At 70.5% G+C, this 15,841-nt stretch carries 18 protein-coding genes; 7 read left to right on the top strand and 11 right to left on the bottom strand.

Annotation, left to right across the window (positions count from 1 at the left end):
• Positions 1-82 precede the first annotated feature (82 nt).
• The gene (locus AC067U_RS04580; RefSeq protein ID WP_478828113.1) at positions 83-703 is read left to right on the top strand and encodes a GNAT family N-acetyltransferase; all 621 of its coding nucleotides are present in this window, start codon (positions 83-85) and stop codon (positions 701-703) included.
• On the opposite strand, the gene AC067U_RS04585 is transcribed toward AC067U_RS04580, so the two are convergent.
• The 9 genes from AC067U_RS04585 to rpmG form a co-directional block, all read right to left on the bottom strand.
• Entirely contained in the window at positions 696-2,882 is a 2,187-nt protein-coding gene (locus tag AC067U_RS04585; protein ID WP_478828114.1) for a heavy metal translocating P-type ATPase, read from the bottom strand. The two genes, AC067U_RS04580 and AC067U_RS04585, sit on opposite strands and share 8 nt — an antisense overlap.
• 2 nt (positions 2,883-2,884) lie before the next feature.
• The gene (locus AC067U_RS04590; RefSeq protein ID WP_478828115.1) at positions 2,885-3,184 is read right to left on the bottom strand and encodes a DUF1490 family protein; all 300 of its coding nucleotides are present in this window, start codon (positions 3,182-3,184) and stop codon (positions 2,885-2,887) included.
• A 94-nt stretch (positions 3,185-3,278) separates the two neighbouring features.
• Entirely contained in the window at positions 3,279-4,205 is a 927-nt protein-coding gene (locus tag AC067U_RS04595; RefSeq protein ID WP_478828116.1) for a metal ABC transporter permease, read from the bottom strand.
• A complete protein-coding gene (locus AC067U_RS04600) occupies positions 4,202-5,077 on the bottom strand; it encodes a metal ABC transporter ATP-binding protein (protein ID WP_478828117.1) in 876 nt (291 codons plus the stop codon). The genes AC067U_RS04595 and AC067U_RS04600 overlap by 4 nt, the downstream gene beginning before the upstream one ends.
• Positions 5,077-5,985: a metal ABC transporter solute-binding protein, Zn/Mn family gene (locus AC067U_RS04605; protein ID WP_478828118.1), complete on the bottom strand. Its 909-nt coding sequence runs from the start codon at positions 5,983-5,985 to the stop codon at positions 5,077-5,079. Before AC067U_RS04605 ends, AC067U_RS04600 begins: the two co-directional genes overlap by 1 nt.
• Before the next feature lie 113 nt (positions 5,986-6,098).
• On the bottom strand, positions 6,099-6,335 hold the full coding sequence (gene rpsR, locus AC067U_RS04610; protein ID WP_478828119.1) for a 30S ribosomal protein S18: 237 nt from the start codon (positions 6,333-6,335) through the stop codon (positions 6,099-6,101).
• A gap of 72 nt (positions 6,336-6,407) precedes the next feature.
• Positions 6,408-7,559, bottom strand: a complete 1,152-nt coding sequence (locus AC067U_RS04615) for a CobW family GTP-binding protein (RefSeq protein WP_478828120.1) — start codon at positions 7,557-7,559, stop codon at positions 6,408-6,410.
• Positions 7,559-7,804: a type B 50S ribosomal protein L31 gene (locus AC067U_RS04620; RefSeq protein WP_150206900.1), complete on the bottom strand. Its 246-nt coding sequence runs from the start codon at positions 7,802-7,804 to the stop codon at positions 7,559-7,561. Before AC067U_RS04620 ends, AC067U_RS04615 begins: the two co-directional genes overlap by 1 nt.
• A gap of 43 nt (positions 7,805-7,847) precedes the next feature.
• Positions 7,848-8,012, bottom strand: a complete 165-nt coding sequence (rpmG, locus tag AC067U_RS04625; RefSeq protein WP_099198435.1) for a 50S ribosomal protein L33 — start codon at positions 8,010-8,012, stop codon at positions 7,848-7,850.
• 67 nt (positions 8,013-8,079) lie between these two features.
• On the opposite strand from rpmG, the gene rpmB reads away from it, so the two are divergent.
• The 4 genes from rpmB (at position 8,080) to AC067U_RS04645 (ending at position 10,158) form a co-directional block, all read left to right on the top strand.
• Entirely contained in the window at positions 8,080-8,316 is a 237-nt protein-coding gene (gene rpmB, locus AC067U_RS04630) for a 50S ribosomal protein L28 (RefSeq protein WP_478828121.1), read from the top strand.
• Positions 8,316-8,621, top strand: a complete 306-nt coding sequence (gene rpsN, locus AC067U_RS04635; RefSeq protein ID WP_478828122.1) for a 30S ribosomal protein S14 — start codon at positions 8,316-8,318, stop codon at positions 8,619-8,621. The genes rpmB and rpsN overlap by 1 nt, the downstream gene beginning before the upstream one ends.
• 180 nt (positions 8,622-8,801) lie before the next feature.
• Positions 8,802-8,972 (top strand): 50S ribosomal protein L32, encoded by a 171-nt coding sequence (gene rpmF, locus AC067U_RS04640; protein WP_150529992.1) that lies wholly within the window; start codon positions 8,802-8,804, stop codon positions 8,970-8,972.
• Positions 8,973-8,976: 4 nt separating this feature from the next.
• Positions 8,977-10,158 (top strand): GTP-binding protein, encoded by a 1,182-nt coding sequence (locus tag AC067U_RS04645; protein WP_478828123.1) that lies wholly within the window; start codon positions 8,977-8,979, stop codon positions 10,156-10,158.
• A 406-nt stretch (positions 10,159-10,564) separates the two neighbouring features.
• On the opposite strand, the gene AC067U_RS04650 is transcribed toward AC067U_RS04645, so the two are convergent.
• Both AC067U_RS04650 and AC067U_RS04655 read right to left on the bottom strand, forming a co-directional pair.
• The gene (locus AC067U_RS04650) at positions 10,565-11,938 is read right to left on the bottom strand and encodes a class I SAM-dependent RNA methyltransferase (RefSeq protein WP_478828124.1); all 1,374 of its coding nucleotides are present in this window, start codon (positions 11,936-11,938) and stop codon (positions 10,565-10,567) included.
• A gap of 161 nt (positions 11,939-12,099) precedes the next feature.
• Positions 12,100-14,145 (bottom strand): APC family permease, encoded by a 2,046-nt coding sequence (locus AC067U_RS04655; protein ID WP_478828125.1) that lies wholly within the window; start codon positions 14,143-14,145, stop codon positions 12,100-12,102.
• Between the two features lie 198 nt (positions 14,146-14,343).
• On the opposite strand from AC067U_RS04655, the gene AC067U_RS04660 reads away from it, so the two are divergent.
• Positions 14,344-15,012, top strand: a complete 669-nt coding sequence (locus AC067U_RS04660; protein WP_478828126.1) for a potassium channel family protein — start codon at positions 14,344-14,346, stop codon at positions 15,010-15,012.
• On the top strand, positions 15,009-15,671 hold the full coding sequence (locus tag AC067U_RS04665) for a potassium channel family protein (protein WP_478828127.1): 663 nt from the start codon (positions 15,009-15,011) through the stop codon (positions 15,669-15,671). Before AC067U_RS04660 ends, AC067U_RS04665 begins: the two co-directional genes overlap by 4 nt.
• Positions 15,672-15,841 lie beyond the last annotated feature (170 nt).

The raw sequence follows: 15,841 nt of genomic DNA on the forward strand, positions 1-15,841 counted from the left end.
GACGTTATAGGAAATCGTTTTCATTTCCAATACGACAGTTTTCCGATAGCCTGCGGGCCCGGAGCATGAGAGGCGGAGTGCGATGACAGAGCTGACGCGGGATCAGAGGGTCGGGCCGTACACGGTGCGGCACGCGAGAGCCGAGGACCTGCCCGGCGCCCGGAGCGTCATGCTGGACACCTTCTACCGGGAGTTCGGCTACGGGTACGTGCCCGACTGGCACCCCGACGTCGTCGACCTCGACGGCACCTACCTGCGCCATCCACGCCACACCCTCGTCGTGGCCGTACGCGACGACGGGGAGGTGGTCGGCACCACCGCACTCAACTCACGCGGCCCCGCCCATCCCCCGCACCCGCGAAGCCTCGTCGAGCGCTACCCCTCGGGACGGACCGCGCAGCTGCTGCGCGTCTACGTACGCCCTGACCACCGCCGGTACGGGCTCGCCCGCGCCATGGTGCACACCGCCTGCGCGTTCGCCGCGGCCGTACCCGGCTACGAACGCGTCTACCTGCACACCAACGTCGACATCCCCGGCGCGGAACACTTCTGGCGCAGCATGGCCACCGAGGTCTTCGACGCCCGCACCACTGGCGAACACGGAGGCTTCGGGACCGTGCACTTCGAGATGCCGCTCCCCGCGGCGGGAACGGATTCCGAGCCGGGGAAGGGACCTGACCGGGAGCCGGCCGCGGTCAGGTGACCCGCCGCTCCTCCAGGGGCGCCGGCCTGAGCGTGTCCTCCTCCACCCGGGGCAGGTGCGGGGTGTGGTTGACCAGGCGGGCCGAGTTGCCCACGACCGCGATGCTGCTGGTGTTGTGCAGCAGCGCCGCGAGCACCGGGTTCATGGAGCCACCCGCGCCCGCGACCAGCCCAAGCAGGTTGACGCCGATGGCGAGCCCGTAGTTCTGCCGTACGACGCGCAGGGTGTGACGGCTGAGCTCGACCACGGCCGCGACCTGACGCAGGTCGTTGCCCGCCAGCGCGATGTCCGCGGTCTCCAGGGCCACATGGGAGGAGTGCTCGCCCATCGTGATCCCGACGTCCGCGAGCGCCAGGGCGGGGGCGTCGTTCGTGCCGTCGCCCACCATCGCCACGGTGTGGCCTTCGGCCTGGAGGTCACGGATCAGCTGGAGCTTGGCTTCCGGCAGGGCGTGCGCGTGCACTTCGGTGATGCCGAGGGCGTCCGCCACGACCTGGGCGGTCTCCGGGGCGTCACCGGTGAGCAGGAGCAGCCGCGAGACGCCCAGGTCACGCAGCTGCCGGACGACGATGTCGGCGCCCGCCCGGACGGCGTCGGAGACTCCGAGCAGGCCGATGAACTCCTCGTCCTGCGCCAGGCAGATGACGGTCTCGCCGCCCCGGCGCAGGTGATCGGTCCAGCCCTGCGCGTCCTCGGTGAGCTCGATGCCGTGCCGGCGCAGCAAGGCGGGGCTGCCCACCAGGAGCCGGGTGCCGTCGAGTTCGGCGCGCATCCCCATGCCGAGGACTACCTCGCAGGCCTGGTGGAGGGGGACGTGCAGGTGCTGCTCTTCGGTGTGGGTGACGATGGCCTGGGCGAGGGGGTGGCGGGCGTGGAGCTCGCCGGAGGCGGCCAGGCTGAGCACCTCGTCGGCGCCGAAGCGCTCGTTGAGGGTGACGACGCTGGTGACCAGGGGGCGGCCGAAGGTCAGCGTGCCCGTCTTGTCGAAGACCACGGCGGTGACCCGGCCGATGCCTTCGAGGTGGGTACCGCCCTTGATGAGGGTGCCGCGGCGGGCACCGTTGCCGATGGCCGCGCTGATGGCGGTAGGGGTGGCCAGGCCCGCAGCGCAGGGGCAGGCGATCAGCAGCATCGTCATCGCCCGGCGCGCATCGCGGGTGACCACGTAGGTCAGGGCGGCGAGCGCGAACGACACGGGGACGAAGCGCTGGGTGAAGCGGGTGGCGACCGTCTGGATCGGGGCCCGGTCGGTCTGGGCCTCCTCGACCCGTGTGATGATCCGGCCGACCGTGGTGTCCCTCCCGACGGAGTCGGCTCGTACGGTCAGGGAGCCGGAGGTGACGATGGTGCCGGCGTAGACGTGGGAGCCCGCCCGGGCGTAGACCGGCAGGGCCTCGCCGGTGACCGCGGCCTGGTCGACCAGGGCCTCGCCGCCGGCCACGTGTCCGTCGACGGGGATGCGGTGGTGCTCGTACACGGCGACGACATCGCCGGGAGTCAGTTCCTCCAGCGGGACCTCGACCTCCACGCCCTCCTCCCGGACCAGCCAGACCCGCTCCTCGCCGATGGTGAGCAGGTCCTCGATGGCGCGGCGGGTGCGGCGCAGGGTGAGGGTTTGGAGGAACTCCCCGATGTTGAGCAGCCACAGCACGGTGAGGGCCACCACGTTCTCGCGCAGGACCAGGGAAATGACGGTCGCGGCGGTGACCAAGGTGTCGGTGCCGGGATGGCTGCGTCCGCGCAGCGTGCGCAGGGCTCCGCGGAAGAACGGCAGACCGGTGAAGACCGTGACCACACCGAGGAATCCGGAGGAGCCGATACCGATGCGGGGCCGGGCCAGCAGCCGGCGCAGGGCCACGAACGCGAGGACCGCCCCGCCCACCACGAGCCGGGCGATCTCACCGGTGGAGGAGTCCGGAGCCGAGCGGGTGGCCTTGGCAGGGGCCGATGGGGGTGGCGCTTCCTCCAGGGCGCGGACCAGCGCGTCCACGTCCAGGTCGTCGGGTTCCATCCAGATCACGACGCTGCCCGTGCGCGGGAAGATTCGCAGGGCACGGAAGCCGCCGAGGTGGATGAGGCGGTCGTCGACGAGTCCGGCGCAGCCGGGACGGTCGCGCAGCCAGGGGACGGTCAGCCGGGCCCGCCCCGTCGCGACCGAGCGGACGAGTACCGCGGACATGATCAGTGCTCGTGGCCGTGATCGTCGTGGTCGACCTTGACGGCCGAGGGCGGCGGGACCTCCTCGCCGAGCGAGGTACGGGCCTCCGCGAGCATGTCCCCGGCCTTGAGCCGGGCTTCCTCGGCGGCCGAGGACAGCCACCGGCTCGCCACGATGCCTCCTGCGAGGCCGCTCACCAGCGCCTTGCGCGCGGCGGGCTGCGCATCGGGCAGCTTCTTGATGATCAGTGCGCCCACCACTCCGGACACCGCGTAGTGGGCCAGCTTGCCGGCGGTCGCGCCGATGATGGCGAGGGGATGCATGAATGCCTCCTTCCGCACGCACCCTGCCCGGGCGCGACGGAACCTCTTCTCCAGTTTGGACCCGGGGCGCACCCAGGGTCGAGTCGGGGCGCGGTCACACGCGAGCCGCCGGCCGATGTTCCGGGAGGTGCACGGCCCGGGCAGCACGCGCGGCTCTCCGGGAGCCCAGCAACCGACAGCCGAGGTAGATCAGGAACGCGAGGGTCGTCACGTACGGGCTGATGGGAATGCTGCTGCCCAGGGCCAGCAGGATGCCGCCCTCCATGGCGACCAGCGCGAAGACAACGCTCAGGACGGGCAGCAGCACCGGGGACGCCGTGACCCGCGCCGCGGCGGCCGCCGGGGTGACCAGCAGGGCCAGCACCAGCAGGGCTCCCACGATCTGCACGCACAGGGCCACCGCCAGCCCGAGGACCAGCATGAACGCCAGCGACAGGGCCCGGACGGGCACCCCGCGCGCCTCGGCCACGTCCGGATCGGCGCTGGCGAAGGTCAGCGGGCGCCAGACCACCGCGAGGGCCACCATCACGACAGCGGACGTGCCGACCAGCCAGGCCATCTGCGGGGTGTCGACGGCGACGATCTGCCCGGTCAGGATGCCGAACTTGTTCGCCGCCCGGCCCTTGTAGAGGGCCAGGCACAGCACCCCCAGCCCCAGCCCGAACGGCATGATGATCCCGATCACGGAATTGCGGTCGCGGGCACGGACCCCGAGCAGACCGATCGCGGCCGCCGCCAGCAGCGACCCGACGATCGACCCGGCGACGATGTTGACACCCGCCAGCAGCGCGGCCGCCGCGCCCGCGAACGACAACTCGCTGATGCCGTGCACCGCAAAGGGCAGGTCCCGCATGATCACGAAGACCCCGACGAGGCCGCCCACGAGGCCCACCAGGGCGCCGGCCAGCAGCGAATTGTGGACCAGCGCCAGCAGCTCTCCGTAGTTGTCGAAGTTGAAGATCTGCTGCCAGATACCGGGATCGTTGCCGTCGGCAGCGGCCGGGAGGGGTAGCGCGCTCACGGCGGTCCGCCCCCGTTTGGCGGGGCAGCGTGGTGGGCGGGGGCCGCATCGGGTGCCCCCACGACCACGAGGCGGCCCCGCACACGCACGACGTCCACCTGGGTCCCGTACAGCCGCGACAGGACGTCGGTGGTCATCACCTCCTCCGGCGGACCGATCCGGAACCCGCCGCCGGCCAGGTAGAGCACCCGGTCCGCCACTCCCATGACCGGATTGATCTCGTGGGTCACGAAAACCACGGTCGTGCCCGCGGCCCGGCGCCGCCGGTCCACGAGGTCGGTGACCGTGCGCTGGTGCTGCAGGTCAAGGGAGAGAAGCGGCTCGTCGCACAGCAGGATCCGTGGATCCGTGGCCAGCGCCTGCGCGATCCGCACCCGCTGCTGCTCGCCACCCGACAGCCGGCCGACCGGGGTCGCGGCGTACGGCAGCGCCCCGACGGCATCGAGGAGCTCGTCCACCCGACGGCGGGCCGATCCCGGGGCGAGCGACAGCCCCCAGCGATGCCCGTCCAGGCCGAGCCGTACGAGGTCCCGCGCGCGCAACAGGGTGTGGGCGGGCAGCGCCTTCTGCTGCGGGACGTAGCCGATGAGCCCGCCGGCGCGGTGCGGCGGGCTCCCCAGGACCGACACGGATCCCGCGGTGAGCGGCTGCCGGCCCAGCAGCACGCGCAGCAGGCTGGTCTTGCCCGATCCGTTCGGGCCGAGCACGGCCAGGAACTCACCCGGTCGTACGTCGAGGTCCAGGTCCCGCCACACGACGCGGTCGCCGTACGCCAGCGTGGCGCCGCGCATGCTGATCACCGGCCGGGCGCCGACTCCGCGGTCCGTGATCGCCGGGGAGGACTGTGTCGCGAGGAAGTCGGCCGGTTCCATCACCGCTCCAGGGCTCGGTCGAGGGCGGTGATGTTGTCCGCCATCCAGCCGGTGTAGTCCTTGCCCTCTGGAAGGGTCTCCGTCACCGGCACCACGGGTATCCCGCTGTCCTCGGCGGCCTCCCTGACCTTCTCCGTCTGCGGTCCACTGGTCTGCGCGTTGTAGACCAGCGCCTCGACCTGGTGCCGGGGGAACAGCTCCAGCGTCTCGCGCAGGACCCTGGGCGAGACCTCGTCGCCTTCCTCGACGGCTTCGCTGAAGGCCGCGGGCGTCTTGTTCACCAGGCCGCAGGCCCCGGTCAGGTAGAGCGGGACGGGCTCGGTGACCGCCACGGGGGTGCCGGCGTGGCGAGCCTCGATCCGGTCCGCCCGCGCCTCAAGCCGCGCCAGCCCGTCCTTGAAGGTCTCCGCGTTCCTCCGGAAGACATCGGCTTCGGCCGGTGAGACCTTGCCGAGCGCCTGGGCGATCCGGTCCGCGAGGCGGCCCATCGTCGGCAGGTCGTACCAGACGTGCTCGTTGAACTCCCCCGCGGTGTCGGGCGCCTTGCCCGAGACCTGGACGGCATTGATCACTTCGGCGGAGGAGTTGTCCGAGCTGCGGAGCATGCGGCCGACGAACTCGTCGTAGCCGCCGCCGTTCTCGATGACCACCTTGGCGCGGGAGAGGGCCAGCTGGTTGCGTGTGCCGGCCTCGTAGGAGTGCGGGTCCTGTGCCGGATCATTGATGATCGACACGACGCCGACACGCCCGCCACCGATCTGCCGGACGACGTCGCCGTACACGTTCGTCGAAGCGACGACCGGAATCGGTGCGGGCGTCGCGGATGAGGGTCCGCCCCACGTACAAACCAACGCCAGCGACAGCCCGAGAACCACCGCCGGTGCGCGGGGCGACGCGCCATGGCGCATACCGTCCTCCCTGCGCGAGGGAAGCGAAATGGCAATCACTTGGATTATCCCCCCGCACCGCGAAGCCCTCCAGCGGACCGATGAGGCTCCCGGGCGGTGCGCCCGGGGAGCCGTCAGCGGCTGGAATAGGGCAGCAAGGCCATCTCGCGGGCATTCTTGATGGCGGTGGCGAGGGCCCGCTGCTGCTGGGCCGTGACTCGGGTGACGCGGCGGCTACGGATCTTCCCGCGGTCGGAGATGAACTTCCGCAGGAGGTCGGTGTCCTTGTAGTCGATGTAGGTGATCCCGGCCGCGTCGAGCGGGTTGGGCCGGGACTTGACGGGCTTGCGGATGTCGTGGCGTCGGGCCATGTCGGTATCTCCTTGCAGGAAGCTTTGGTCACGGTCGTGCCGGGCCGTGATCGGGTCATATTGGGGTGGGTGTCAGGCGGCGTCGAGGAGGGAGTCGAAGGCGGCGGGCAGGTGTTTCCATGCCTCACGCCCCGCCGCGTACTCCGCGTCCGTCAGCAGGCAGGAATCGAGGAGCCGCTCCAGCCCGTCGCGGTCGAGGCCGGGCGAGGTGAAGACGAGGTGCTGGCAGCAGTCGCCGTGGTCGGGGTGCCAGTCGAGGGCGGCTGCCGCACGGCGCATGGGCGGGACCATGTCCCAGGCCGCGTCCGGCAGCGATGCCAGCCACGGCCCGGCGCTCTCCACGCACAGCGCCCCGCCTGCCGCGTCCCAGGCGAGCAGCGTGTCGGGGCGGTCGGCGAGCCAGAACCGGCCGCGGCTGCGGGCCGCGGCGCAGCACAGGTCCTCCAGTGCCTGGTAGAGGCGCTCGGGATGGAACGGCCTGCGGCGGTGCCACACGAGCGTGGCGACGCCGGCCTCGTCGGCGTCCTGGGGCAGGAGCGCACACGCGGGGTGCTGGGCGGCCGCGGCGGCCTCGACGTCGAAACCGGCGAACGCGGCCCGGGCGAGTTCGACGGAACCGGCCGGTACCCGCCGGGCGGTGGGATGGAGCTGAGCGAGGAGCGCGCGGTCTTCGTCGTCGGCCTCGTCGCTGTCGACGAGGGCGAGGACCGGCGCGTACTCCAGCTGGCGCGCCCAGGTGTCCCCGATGGTCCGCTGGTCGGTGGGGGCCGCCGCGAGTCCGGCTTCGGCCAGGTCGTCGCCGTTGCCGAGACAGGGCAGGACGAGTGCGGGGTCCACGGCGGTGATCACGTTCGTCAGGACGAGCCGGTCTCCGCCGTGGCCGGCGATGACCTCGGCCATGGCCTTCGGTTCGACCGAGTCCCAGAGCTCGACCACGGCGAGCCGGGTCAGGCCGCTGTCCGCCATCCGCTCCAGTTCCGGCACCAGGTCCTCGCGCAGTGCGCAGCACGCGCAGTCGTTGACCAGTGGCGTGTCACCTCGGGAGAGGGTGCCCGAGGCGTCGCGGATCACCCGGAGCACGGTGCCGTCGGGCGCCCCGGCCAGATCGTGATGCAGTGCCACGCTCCCTTGTACGGACTGCAGGAGGCGTTCGACGACCTCTTTGCGTGCCTCGGCGTGCATCCCGGCGACGATCACGACGGGGAGCTGGTGCTCGCGGTCCATCACCGGGTTCCGTAGCGGCGCTGGAACTTCTCGACGCGGCCGGCGGTGTCGAGGACGCGGGCGGTGCCCGTGTAGAAGGGGTGGCTCGCGGAGGAGATCTCCACGTCGACCACCGGGTAGGTGTTGCCGTCCTCCCAGTCGACGGTCTTGTCGCTGGTCATCGTGGAGCGGGTCAGGAAAGCGGTGCCGGAGGCGGTGTCGCGGAAGACGACGGGCCCGTAGGCGGGGTGGATGCCGGGCTTCACGGCAGGAACCTTTCGACGGTGGGGCGGGTGGGGTTGCCGGGAGTCAGCGCTCTTCGCGGAAGTCGACGTGGCGGCCGACGACGGGGTCGTACTTGCGCAGCACCAGCCGGTCGGGGTCGTTGCGGCGGTTCTTGCGGGTGACGTAGGTGAACCCGGTGCCCGCGGTAGAGCGGAGCTTGATGACCGGGCGGATCTCGTTGCGTGCCATGCCGCTACTATATGGCAATGGTTTCCATTACCAACAAGGGGATCCCCTCAGAGAAGGAGCAGGACCCATGTCCGCCCACTGCCAACTGACCGGCGCCAAGCCCGGTTTCGGCAACAACATCTCCCACTCGCACCGGCGCACCTCGCGCCGCTTCGACCCGAACATCCAGCGCAAGCGCTACTGGCTCCCCAGCGAGGGACGCCACGTCCGCCTGACGCTGAGCGCCAAGGCGATCAAGACGGTGGACACGATCGGCATCGAGGCCGCCGTGGCCCGCATCCGCACCCGGGGAGGCAAGGTCTGATGGCGAAGAAGAGCAAGATCGCGCAGAACGAGAAGCGCAGGGAGACCGTCGAGCGGTACGCCGCTCGGCGCGCCGAGCTCAAGGAGGTCATCCGCCGCCCGTCCTCCACCGTTGCCGAGCGGGAGGCCGCCCAGGCAGAGCTGCGCCGGCAGCCGCGCAACGCCAGTGCCACCCGCGTCCGCAACCGCGACAGCGTGGACGGCCGCCCCCGCGGCTACCTGCGCAAGTTCGGACTCTCCCGGGTCCGGGCCCGGCAGCAGGCACACGCCGGCTTCCTGCCGGGAGTGACCAAGTCCTCCTGGTAGTCGGCATCCACACCCGTACGCGTGCGGCACCTCGGCGCGAGGCCAAGGGGCCCGGAGGGCGCCGCACGCGTACGCGTCGGGCAACACCCGTCGCCAGTGGAATCGACCCAAAGACATGCTTGGTAATGGCATTCGTTTTCATGTAGCTTTTCCGTGCACCCGAGACCGAGGAGTCCCACCATGGCCGTCCCCAAGCGGAAGATGTCCCGCAGCAACACCCGCCACCGCCGCGCCCAGTGGAAGGCGACGACGCCCCAGCTCGTGCCGATCACGGTCGACGGCTCCGTCTACCAGGTACCGCAGCGCCTCGTGAAGGCGTACGAGCGCGGCCTCATCCGACCCGAAGGCTGATCTCGTGGCCCTGTACGACCGCCTGCCGGTGACCGTTCTGTCCGGATTCCTCGGCGCGGGAAAGACCACGCTGCTCAACCATGTGCTGAGCAACCGCGAGTGCCTGCGGGTCGCGGTGATCGTCAACGACATGAGCGAGGTCAACATCGACGCCGCGCTCGTACGCGGCGGCGAAGCGGCGCTCTCGCGCACTGAGGAGCGGCTGGTCGAGATGACCAACGGGTGCATCTGCTGCACCCTGCGCGACGACCTGCTCGAGGAGGTCGACCGGCTCGCACGCGAAGGCCGCTTCGACTACCTGCTCATCGAGTCCAGCGGCATCTCCGAGCCCATGCCGGTCGCCGCCACCTTCTCCTTCCCCCGGGACGACGGCGCCACCCTCGGCGACCTGGCCCGACTCGACACGATGGTCACCGTCGTCGACGCCGCGAACTTCCTGCGGGAACTCGCCGGCGGGGACGAACTCGTGGCGCGCGGCCTCGACCAGTACGAGGACGACGAGCGGACCGTCAGCGATCTCCTCATGGACCAGGTCGAGTTCGCGGACGTCATCGTGCTCAACAAGCTCGACCTGGTCGGGCCGGGCGACGCCGCACGGCTGCGCGCCACGCTCGCCCGGCTCAACCCCGAAGCCCGGATCGTGCCCGCCGTACGCGGCCACGTAGCGCTCGAACACGTCCTGGGCACCGGACTCTTCGACGTGGAGCGCGCCCAGCAGGCCCCCGGCTGGGTCAAGGAGCTCAACGGGGACCACGTCCCCGAAACCGAGGAGTACGGCATCTCCTCACTGGTGTTCCGCGCCGACACGGCCTTCCACCCCGGCAGGCTGTGGACGTTCGTCACCAAGGGCCTCGACAGCGGCACCTTCGGGCGGATCCTGCGCTCCAAGGGCTTCTTCTGGCTCGCCAGCCGCCCCCGGGTGACCGGCCTGTGGTCCCAGGCCGGCGCGGTGGCCCGCTTCGAGCCTTCGGGGGCCCGTGGCACGGACACCGCCCAGGGCCAGGAGCTGGTCTTCATCGGCATCGGGCTGCGCACCGAGGCGCTCCGGGCGGCGCTCGAAGCCTGCCTGCTCAGCCCCGACGAGCCGGTCCCGGCCGAGGACGAGTTCCCGGCGTGGGAGACGTACGGCATCGACGACGCCTGCGAGCACGAGCCCGCCGCCACACCTGCGCCGGCGGCAGCCTGAGACTCCGGGCTGGGCGGTGGTCGCAGCCACGGCACCGCCCAGCCCGGCCCCCGTCGGGGCCACTGAACCAGAACCCGGCTTCTTCCCGGTGGCCGCAGGCCCTGCGGGTCAGACAGCCGCCGCCTCCCGACACGTAACAGAGCGTGATGACATGCGGGAGACGGATCAGCGTCCGAAAGGCCGCCCACACCGCCACCCAGGATCGAGAAGGCCACCCTCCCGAACACATGCGGAACAGGCTCAGGAGACGGCCTCCCGGCCACTGGCGAACCATCAGGGATGGCTGATGATCCGTCAGGAAATGGGGCCGATGAGCGTCAAATGAGCGTCACGAGCGTCATCTCAGCGTCAAGATATCGCCCGTAACGCCCACAGTGCACATAATGCGCACCGAGAAAACCGCAGGTCAGGAGCCTTCCCGCACCGGTTCAAGGATGGCGACGCACTCCACGTGGTGGGTCATCGGGAAGAGGTCGAAGACGCGGAGGGTGCGGGGCTTGTAGCCCGCTTCGGCGAAGTAGGCGAGGTCGCGGGCCAGGGCGGCCGGGTCGCAGGCGACGTAGGCGATGCGGCGGGCCGAGAGGGAGGCCAGGTGGCGGACGGTCTGCTTGCCGGCGCCGGCGCGCGGCGGGTCGAGGACGATCAGGTCGCATTCGGTGATGCGGGTGCGCGGGAGGACCTGCTCGACCTTGCCCTGCTCGATGCGGACGCGCGGGAAGTCGGCCAGGTTGTGGCGGGCGTCCTCGACCGCGCGCTTGCCCGATTCGATGCCGAGGACCGCGCCGGTCTCGCCCAGGCGTTCCGCCAGGGCGCCGGCGAAGATGCCCACGCCGCAGTAGAGGTCCAGGGCCATCTCGCCCTTGCGGGGCATCAGGCCCTGCATGACGGCGCGGACCAGGGTGTCGGCGGCCTGGGGGTGGACCTGCCAGAAGCCGCCCATGCCGACGCGGTAGGTGCGGCCGTCGGAGCGTTCGCGGACGAAGGGGCGGCCGTGGACGCGGTGGACGCCGCCGTCCTTCTCCTCCACGCGGAGGACCGAGACCGGCTTGTCGAGTTCGACGAGGGGGAGGCGGCCGCCGGGGCGGGGGGTGAGGACCACCTGGCGGTCCTGGGAGCCCGAAGCGGCGATGGCCTCGACCGTGGCCATGGCCGGCCACTCGCGCTTCTCGATGCCGAGTTCCGAGACGCCCGGGGCGGCGATCATGCAGTGGTCGATGACCTGTACGTCGTGGGAGCGGTGCTTGCGCAGGCCCGCGTGGCCGTCCTCGTCGATCGCGTACTGGACCCGGGTGCGCCACTGCGGGACCTGCCCGGCGGGCAGCTTGTCGCCCTCGGCCGGCATGACCGTGCCGTCCCAGCCGGCCTCTTCCGGGGTCAGCCCGGCGAGGCGGCTCAGCTGCTCGGCGACGACCTCGCCCTTCAGGCGGCGCTGCGCGCCCGGCTTGGCGTGCTGCCAGTCGCAGCCGCCGCACTTGCCGGGGCCGGCGTAGGGGCAGGGGGCCTCGACCCGGTCCTTGGACGCCTCCACGACCCGGATCGCGTCCGCGCGCAGGAAGCGGGAGTCGGAGTCGCCCTCGGTGACCTTCGCGAGGACCTTCTCGCCGGGCAGGGCGTGGCGGACGAAGAGGACCCGGCCGGCGTCGGTTCGGGCGATGCAGTGGCCGCCGTGCGCGACGGGGCCGACCTCCACCTCGTACTCCTCCCCGATCAGCGACAGCGGCTGCTGCTTCTCGCCCCCGACCAGCGACTGCTGCTTGTTGTCCTGCTGCGGCGTGGTCATGGTGAGAGTGCTCCAGAGGAAGGGACGTACGGCTTGAATGTCGACCTGAAATGCTGATGGGCCGGTGTCTCCCGCGAGAGAGACGGCCGACCCATCAGTCTACGTGGCCCCGAGGGCCTCTTACGACGTGCTGCCCGGGCTTGCCGCCCATGGCCGGCCGCCTATGGCTTGCTGCTCTCCTTGGGGCGGGTGTCCACCGGACCGCGGCGGACCGCTCCCGGCGCGTTCCATTCCTGCCGCTTCTTCGCCCGCTTCTTCGCGAGCTCGGAGGACTCCAGCTGGTAGGGGACGGAGGTGACCATCACGCCCGGGGTGAAGAGGAGGCGGCCCTTGAGGCGCAGTGCGCTCTGGTTGTGCAGGACGTGCTCGTACCAGCGGCCGACCACGTACTCCGGGATGTAGACGCTGACCGCGTCGCGCGGGTTCTCGCTGCGCAGGCCCTTGACGTACTCGATGACCGGGCGGGTGATCTCCCGGTACGGCGAGTCGAGGATCTTGAGCGGGACGTTGATGCCGCGCCGCTCCCACTCGGCCCGCAGGGCCTTGGTCTCGGCCGGGTCGACGCTGATGCTGAGCGCTTCGAGGGTGTCGGAGCGGGTGAGCTTGGCGAAGGCCAGGGCGCGCAGGGTGGGCTTGTGGACCTTGGACACCAGGACGATGGAGTGGACCCGGGAGGGGCGGACGCTGTCGTCGGAGGGGCCCTCGGCCGCCGCGATCTCGTCGGAGACGCGGTCGTAGTGCTTCCGGATCGCCGTCATGGTGCCGTAGAAGATCAGCATGCCGAGCAGGGCGACCCAGGCGCCGTGGGTGAACTTGGTGGCCAGGACGACGACCAGCACCAGGCCGGTGAAGATGGCGCCGAAGGTATTGATGGCCCGGGAGCGGATCATCCGGCGGCGGGCGGCCTTGTCGCGTTCGGTGCTCAGGTGCCTGTTCCAGTGCCGGACCATGCCGATCTGGCTGAGCGTGAAGGAGACGAACACGCCGACGATGTAGAGCTGGATCAGCTTGGTGGAGTCGGCGTCGTAGAGCCAGACCAGCAGCATGGCGGCGCCGGCCAGCAGCACGATGCCGTTGGAGAAGGCGAGGCGGTCGCCGCGGGTGTGGAGCTGGCGCGGCAGGTAGCGGTCCTGGGCGAGGATCGAGCCGAGCAGCGGGAAGCCGTTGTACGCCGTGTTGGCCGCGAGGAACAGGACCAGGGCGGTGGCGGCGGCGAGCAGGATGAAGAAGAAGCTGCCCTCCCCGAAGACGGCCTCGGCGACCTGGGTGATCACCGGGTTCTGTACGTAGGTGTCGCCGACCGGGACGCCGTCGCGGAGCAGGTCGTGGGCCGGGTTCTCGGCCATCCGCACGTCGGTGACCATGGCCAGGCCGATGATGCCGCAGAACATGGTCACGGCGAAGATGCCCATGAGGGCCAGGGTGCTGGCCGCGTTCTTGCTCTTGGGCTTGCGGAATGCCGGTACGCCGTTGCTGATGGCCTCGACGCCGGTCAGGGCCGCACAGCCGGAGGAGAAGGCCCGGAGCAACAGGAAGACCAGCGCGAATCCGGCGATTCCCTCGTGCTCGGGCTTGATCTCCAGATCGGCGGTGGGAGCCTTCAGCGTCTCCCCCATCACCGAGCCCTGCCAGATTCCCCAGGCGATCATGATGAAAACGGCGGCGATGAACACGTACGTCGGGATCGCGAAGAGTTTCCCGGATTCCTTCACGCCGCGCAGGTTCATCAGCGTGAGGAGGAGGATCATGACGATCGCCGAGAGGACCTTGTGTTCGATCACGAAATCCACGGCGGATCCGAGGTTCTCGACACCGGAGGAGATCGACACGGCGACGGTCAGGACATAGTCCACGAGCAGGGCGCTGGCGACGGTGAGTCCGGCTTTGGGCCCGAGGTTGGTGTTGGCGACCTCGTAGTCACCGCCGCCGCTCGGGTACGCGTGGACGTTCTGCCGGTAGGAGGCGACCACGGTGAACATGAGCACGACGACCGCGGCCGCGATCCACGGGCTGAACTGGTAGGCCGATACGCCCGCGATCGAAAGGACCAGCAGGACCTCTCCGGGAGCGTATGCGACCGAGGAGAGCGGGTCGGAGGCGAAGACGGGGAGTGCGATGCGCTTCGGGAGGAGCGTTTCCCCCAGGCGGTCGCTGCGCAGAGCCCGGCCGATCAGGATCCGTTTGGGCACGTCGGTCAGTTTGGACACGGAGAGGATGGTAAGCGTTCGAAATGACCACTGCCCAACCCCCGGCCGTGGTCCTCACCAATTACGCACCGCTGCGCGCTTGTGGACCACAAACGTGACCGCCCGTGTGTAGCTTGGGCCATGGTCTGAGACCCTGTGAAGCCTGAGTGTGAATGAGGCTGAAGAGAAGAACAGCCACTGACAGCCGGAAGGACGGCCGTGCACATCGTCATTATGGGCTGCGGAAGAGTGGGTTCCGCCCTTGCGCAGACCTTGGAGCAGCAGGGGCATACGGTCGCCGTGATCGACCAGGACCCCACCGCGTTCCGTCGGCTGGGAGCAGGGTTCGGCGGTCGCCGGGTGACCGGGGTCGGCTTCGACCAGGACACCCTGCGCGAGGCCGGGATCGAGGAGGCGGGCGCCTTCGCCGCGGTCTCCAGTGGTGACAATTCCAACATCATCGCGGCGCGGGTGGCGCGCGAGATGTTCGGTGTGGAGAACGTCGCCGCCCGTATCTACGACCCCAAGCGCGCCGAGGTCTACCAGCGGCTGGGGATCCCGACCGTGGCGACCGTACGGTGGACCGCCGACCAGATGCTGCGCCGGCTGCTGCCGTCCGGGGCCGAGCCGCTGTGGCGGGACCCGAGCGGCGGGGTGCAGCTCGCCGAGGTGCACACCTCCGCGGCGTGGATCGGGCACAAGGTCAGCAGCCTGCAGGACGAGACCGGGGTCCGGGTGGCGTTCCTCACCCGGCTGGGCGAGGCGATGCTGCCGACTTCGCAGACCGTGCTGCAGGAGGGCGACCTCGTGCACGTGATGATGCGGGTCGACGAGATCGAGAAGGTCGAGGCCGCTTTCGCCCAGGGTCCCGAGGAGGCACACGCATGAGGGTCGCGATCGCCGGAGCCGGCGCGGTGGGCCGTTCCATCGCGGGCGAGCTGCTGGAGAACGGGCACGAGGTGCTCCTCGTGGACAAGGCGCCGACCGCCATCTCGGTGGAGCGGGTGCCGCAGGCGGAGTGGCTGCTCGCCGACGCCTGTGAGATCACCTCGCTCGACGAGGCGGCCCTGCAGCGCTGCAACGTGGTCATCGCGGCCACGGGTGACGACAAGGTGAACCTGGTGGTCTCGCTGCTGGCGAAGACCGAGTACGGGGTGCCGCGGGTGGTCGCCCGGGTGAACAACCCGAAGAACGAGTGGCTGTTCAACGAGTCGTGGGGCGTGGACGTGGCCGTGTCCACTCCGCGCCTGATGTCGGCGCTGGTGGAGGAGGCGGTGAGCGTCGGCGACCTGGTACGGCTGCTGCGCTTCAGCCATGGCGACGCGAACCTGGTCGAGCTGACCCTGCCGCCGGAGTCCTCGGTGGCCGGCACCCAGATCAGCGAGATCGAGTGGCCGCAGGACACCTCGCTGGTGACGATCATCCGGGGCAACCGGGTGCTGACGCCCAGCCCGGAGGAGACCCTGGAGGCGGGCGACGAGCTGCTGTTCGTGGCCGCGCAGGCCCGCGAGGAGCAGCTGGAGGACCTCCTCCAGGCCCGTCGCTGACCCTTCCCCGGCCCCGGGCCGGAAGAGCACGGGAACGGACGGACGAAGACAGGGGCGGGGGGAACACCGGTCGCCCCCCCCCCGTCTTCTTCTTCCCCCCGGCGCCCGTGCTCCCCTGGGTCCAGACCCCCTCCCCCCCCCCCCCGCTGTTGCCCCCCTCCTTTCCCCCC

This window comes from Streptomyces sp. NPDC043853 (assembly GCF_056436025.1).

Coding starts and splice junctions, on each gene's coding strand:
- rpsN (WP_478828122.1), top strand. CDS start 8,316: ATGGCGAAGAAGAGCAAGATCGCGCAGAACGAGAAGCGCAGGGAGACC.
- AC067U_RS04600 (WP_478828117.1), bottom strand. CDS start 5,077: ATGGAACCGGCCGACTTCCTCGCGACACAGTCCTCCCCGGCGATCACG.
- AC067U_RS04665 (WP_478828127.1), top strand. CDS start 15,009: ATGAGGGTCGCGATCGCCGGAGCCGGCGCGGTGGGCCGTTCCATCGCG.
- rpmB (WP_478828121.1), top strand. CDS start 8,080: ATGTCCGCCCACTGCCAACTGACCGGCGCCAAGCCCGGTTTCGGCAAC.
- AC067U_RS04590 (WP_478828115.1), bottom strand. CDS start 3,184: ATGCATCCCCTCGCCATCATCGGCGCGACCGCCGGCAAGCTGGCCCAC.
- rpmF (WP_150529992.1), top strand. CDS start 8,802: ATGGCCGTCCCCAAGCGGAAGATGTCCCGCAGCAACACCCGCCACCGC.
- rpsR (WP_478828119.1), bottom strand. CDS start 6,335: ATGGCCCGACGCCACGACATCCGCAAGCCCGTCAAGTCCCGGCCCAAC.
- AC067U_RS04605 (WP_478828118.1), bottom strand. CDS start 5,985: ATGCGCCATGGCGCGTCGCCCCGCGCACCGGCGGTGGTTCTCGGGCTG.
- AC067U_RS04580 (WP_478828113.1), top strand. CDS start 83: ATGACAGAGCTGACGCGGGATCAGAGGGTCGGGCCGTACACGGTGCGG.
- AC067U_RS04615 (WP_478828120.1), bottom strand. CDS start 7,559: ATGGACCGCGAGCACCAGCTCCCCGTCGTGATCGTCGCCGGGATGCAC.
- AC067U_RS04650 (WP_478828124.1), bottom strand. CDS start 11,938: ATGACCACGCCGCAGCAGGACAACAAGCAGCAGTCGCTGGTCGGGGGC.
- rpmG (WP_099198435.1), bottom strand. CDS start 8,012: ATGGCACGCAACGAGATCCGCCCGGTCATCAAGCTCCGCTCTACCGCG.
- AC067U_RS04585 (WP_478828114.1), bottom strand. CDS start 2,882: ATGTCCGCGGTACTCGTCCGCTCGGTCGCGACGGGGCGGGCCCGGCTG.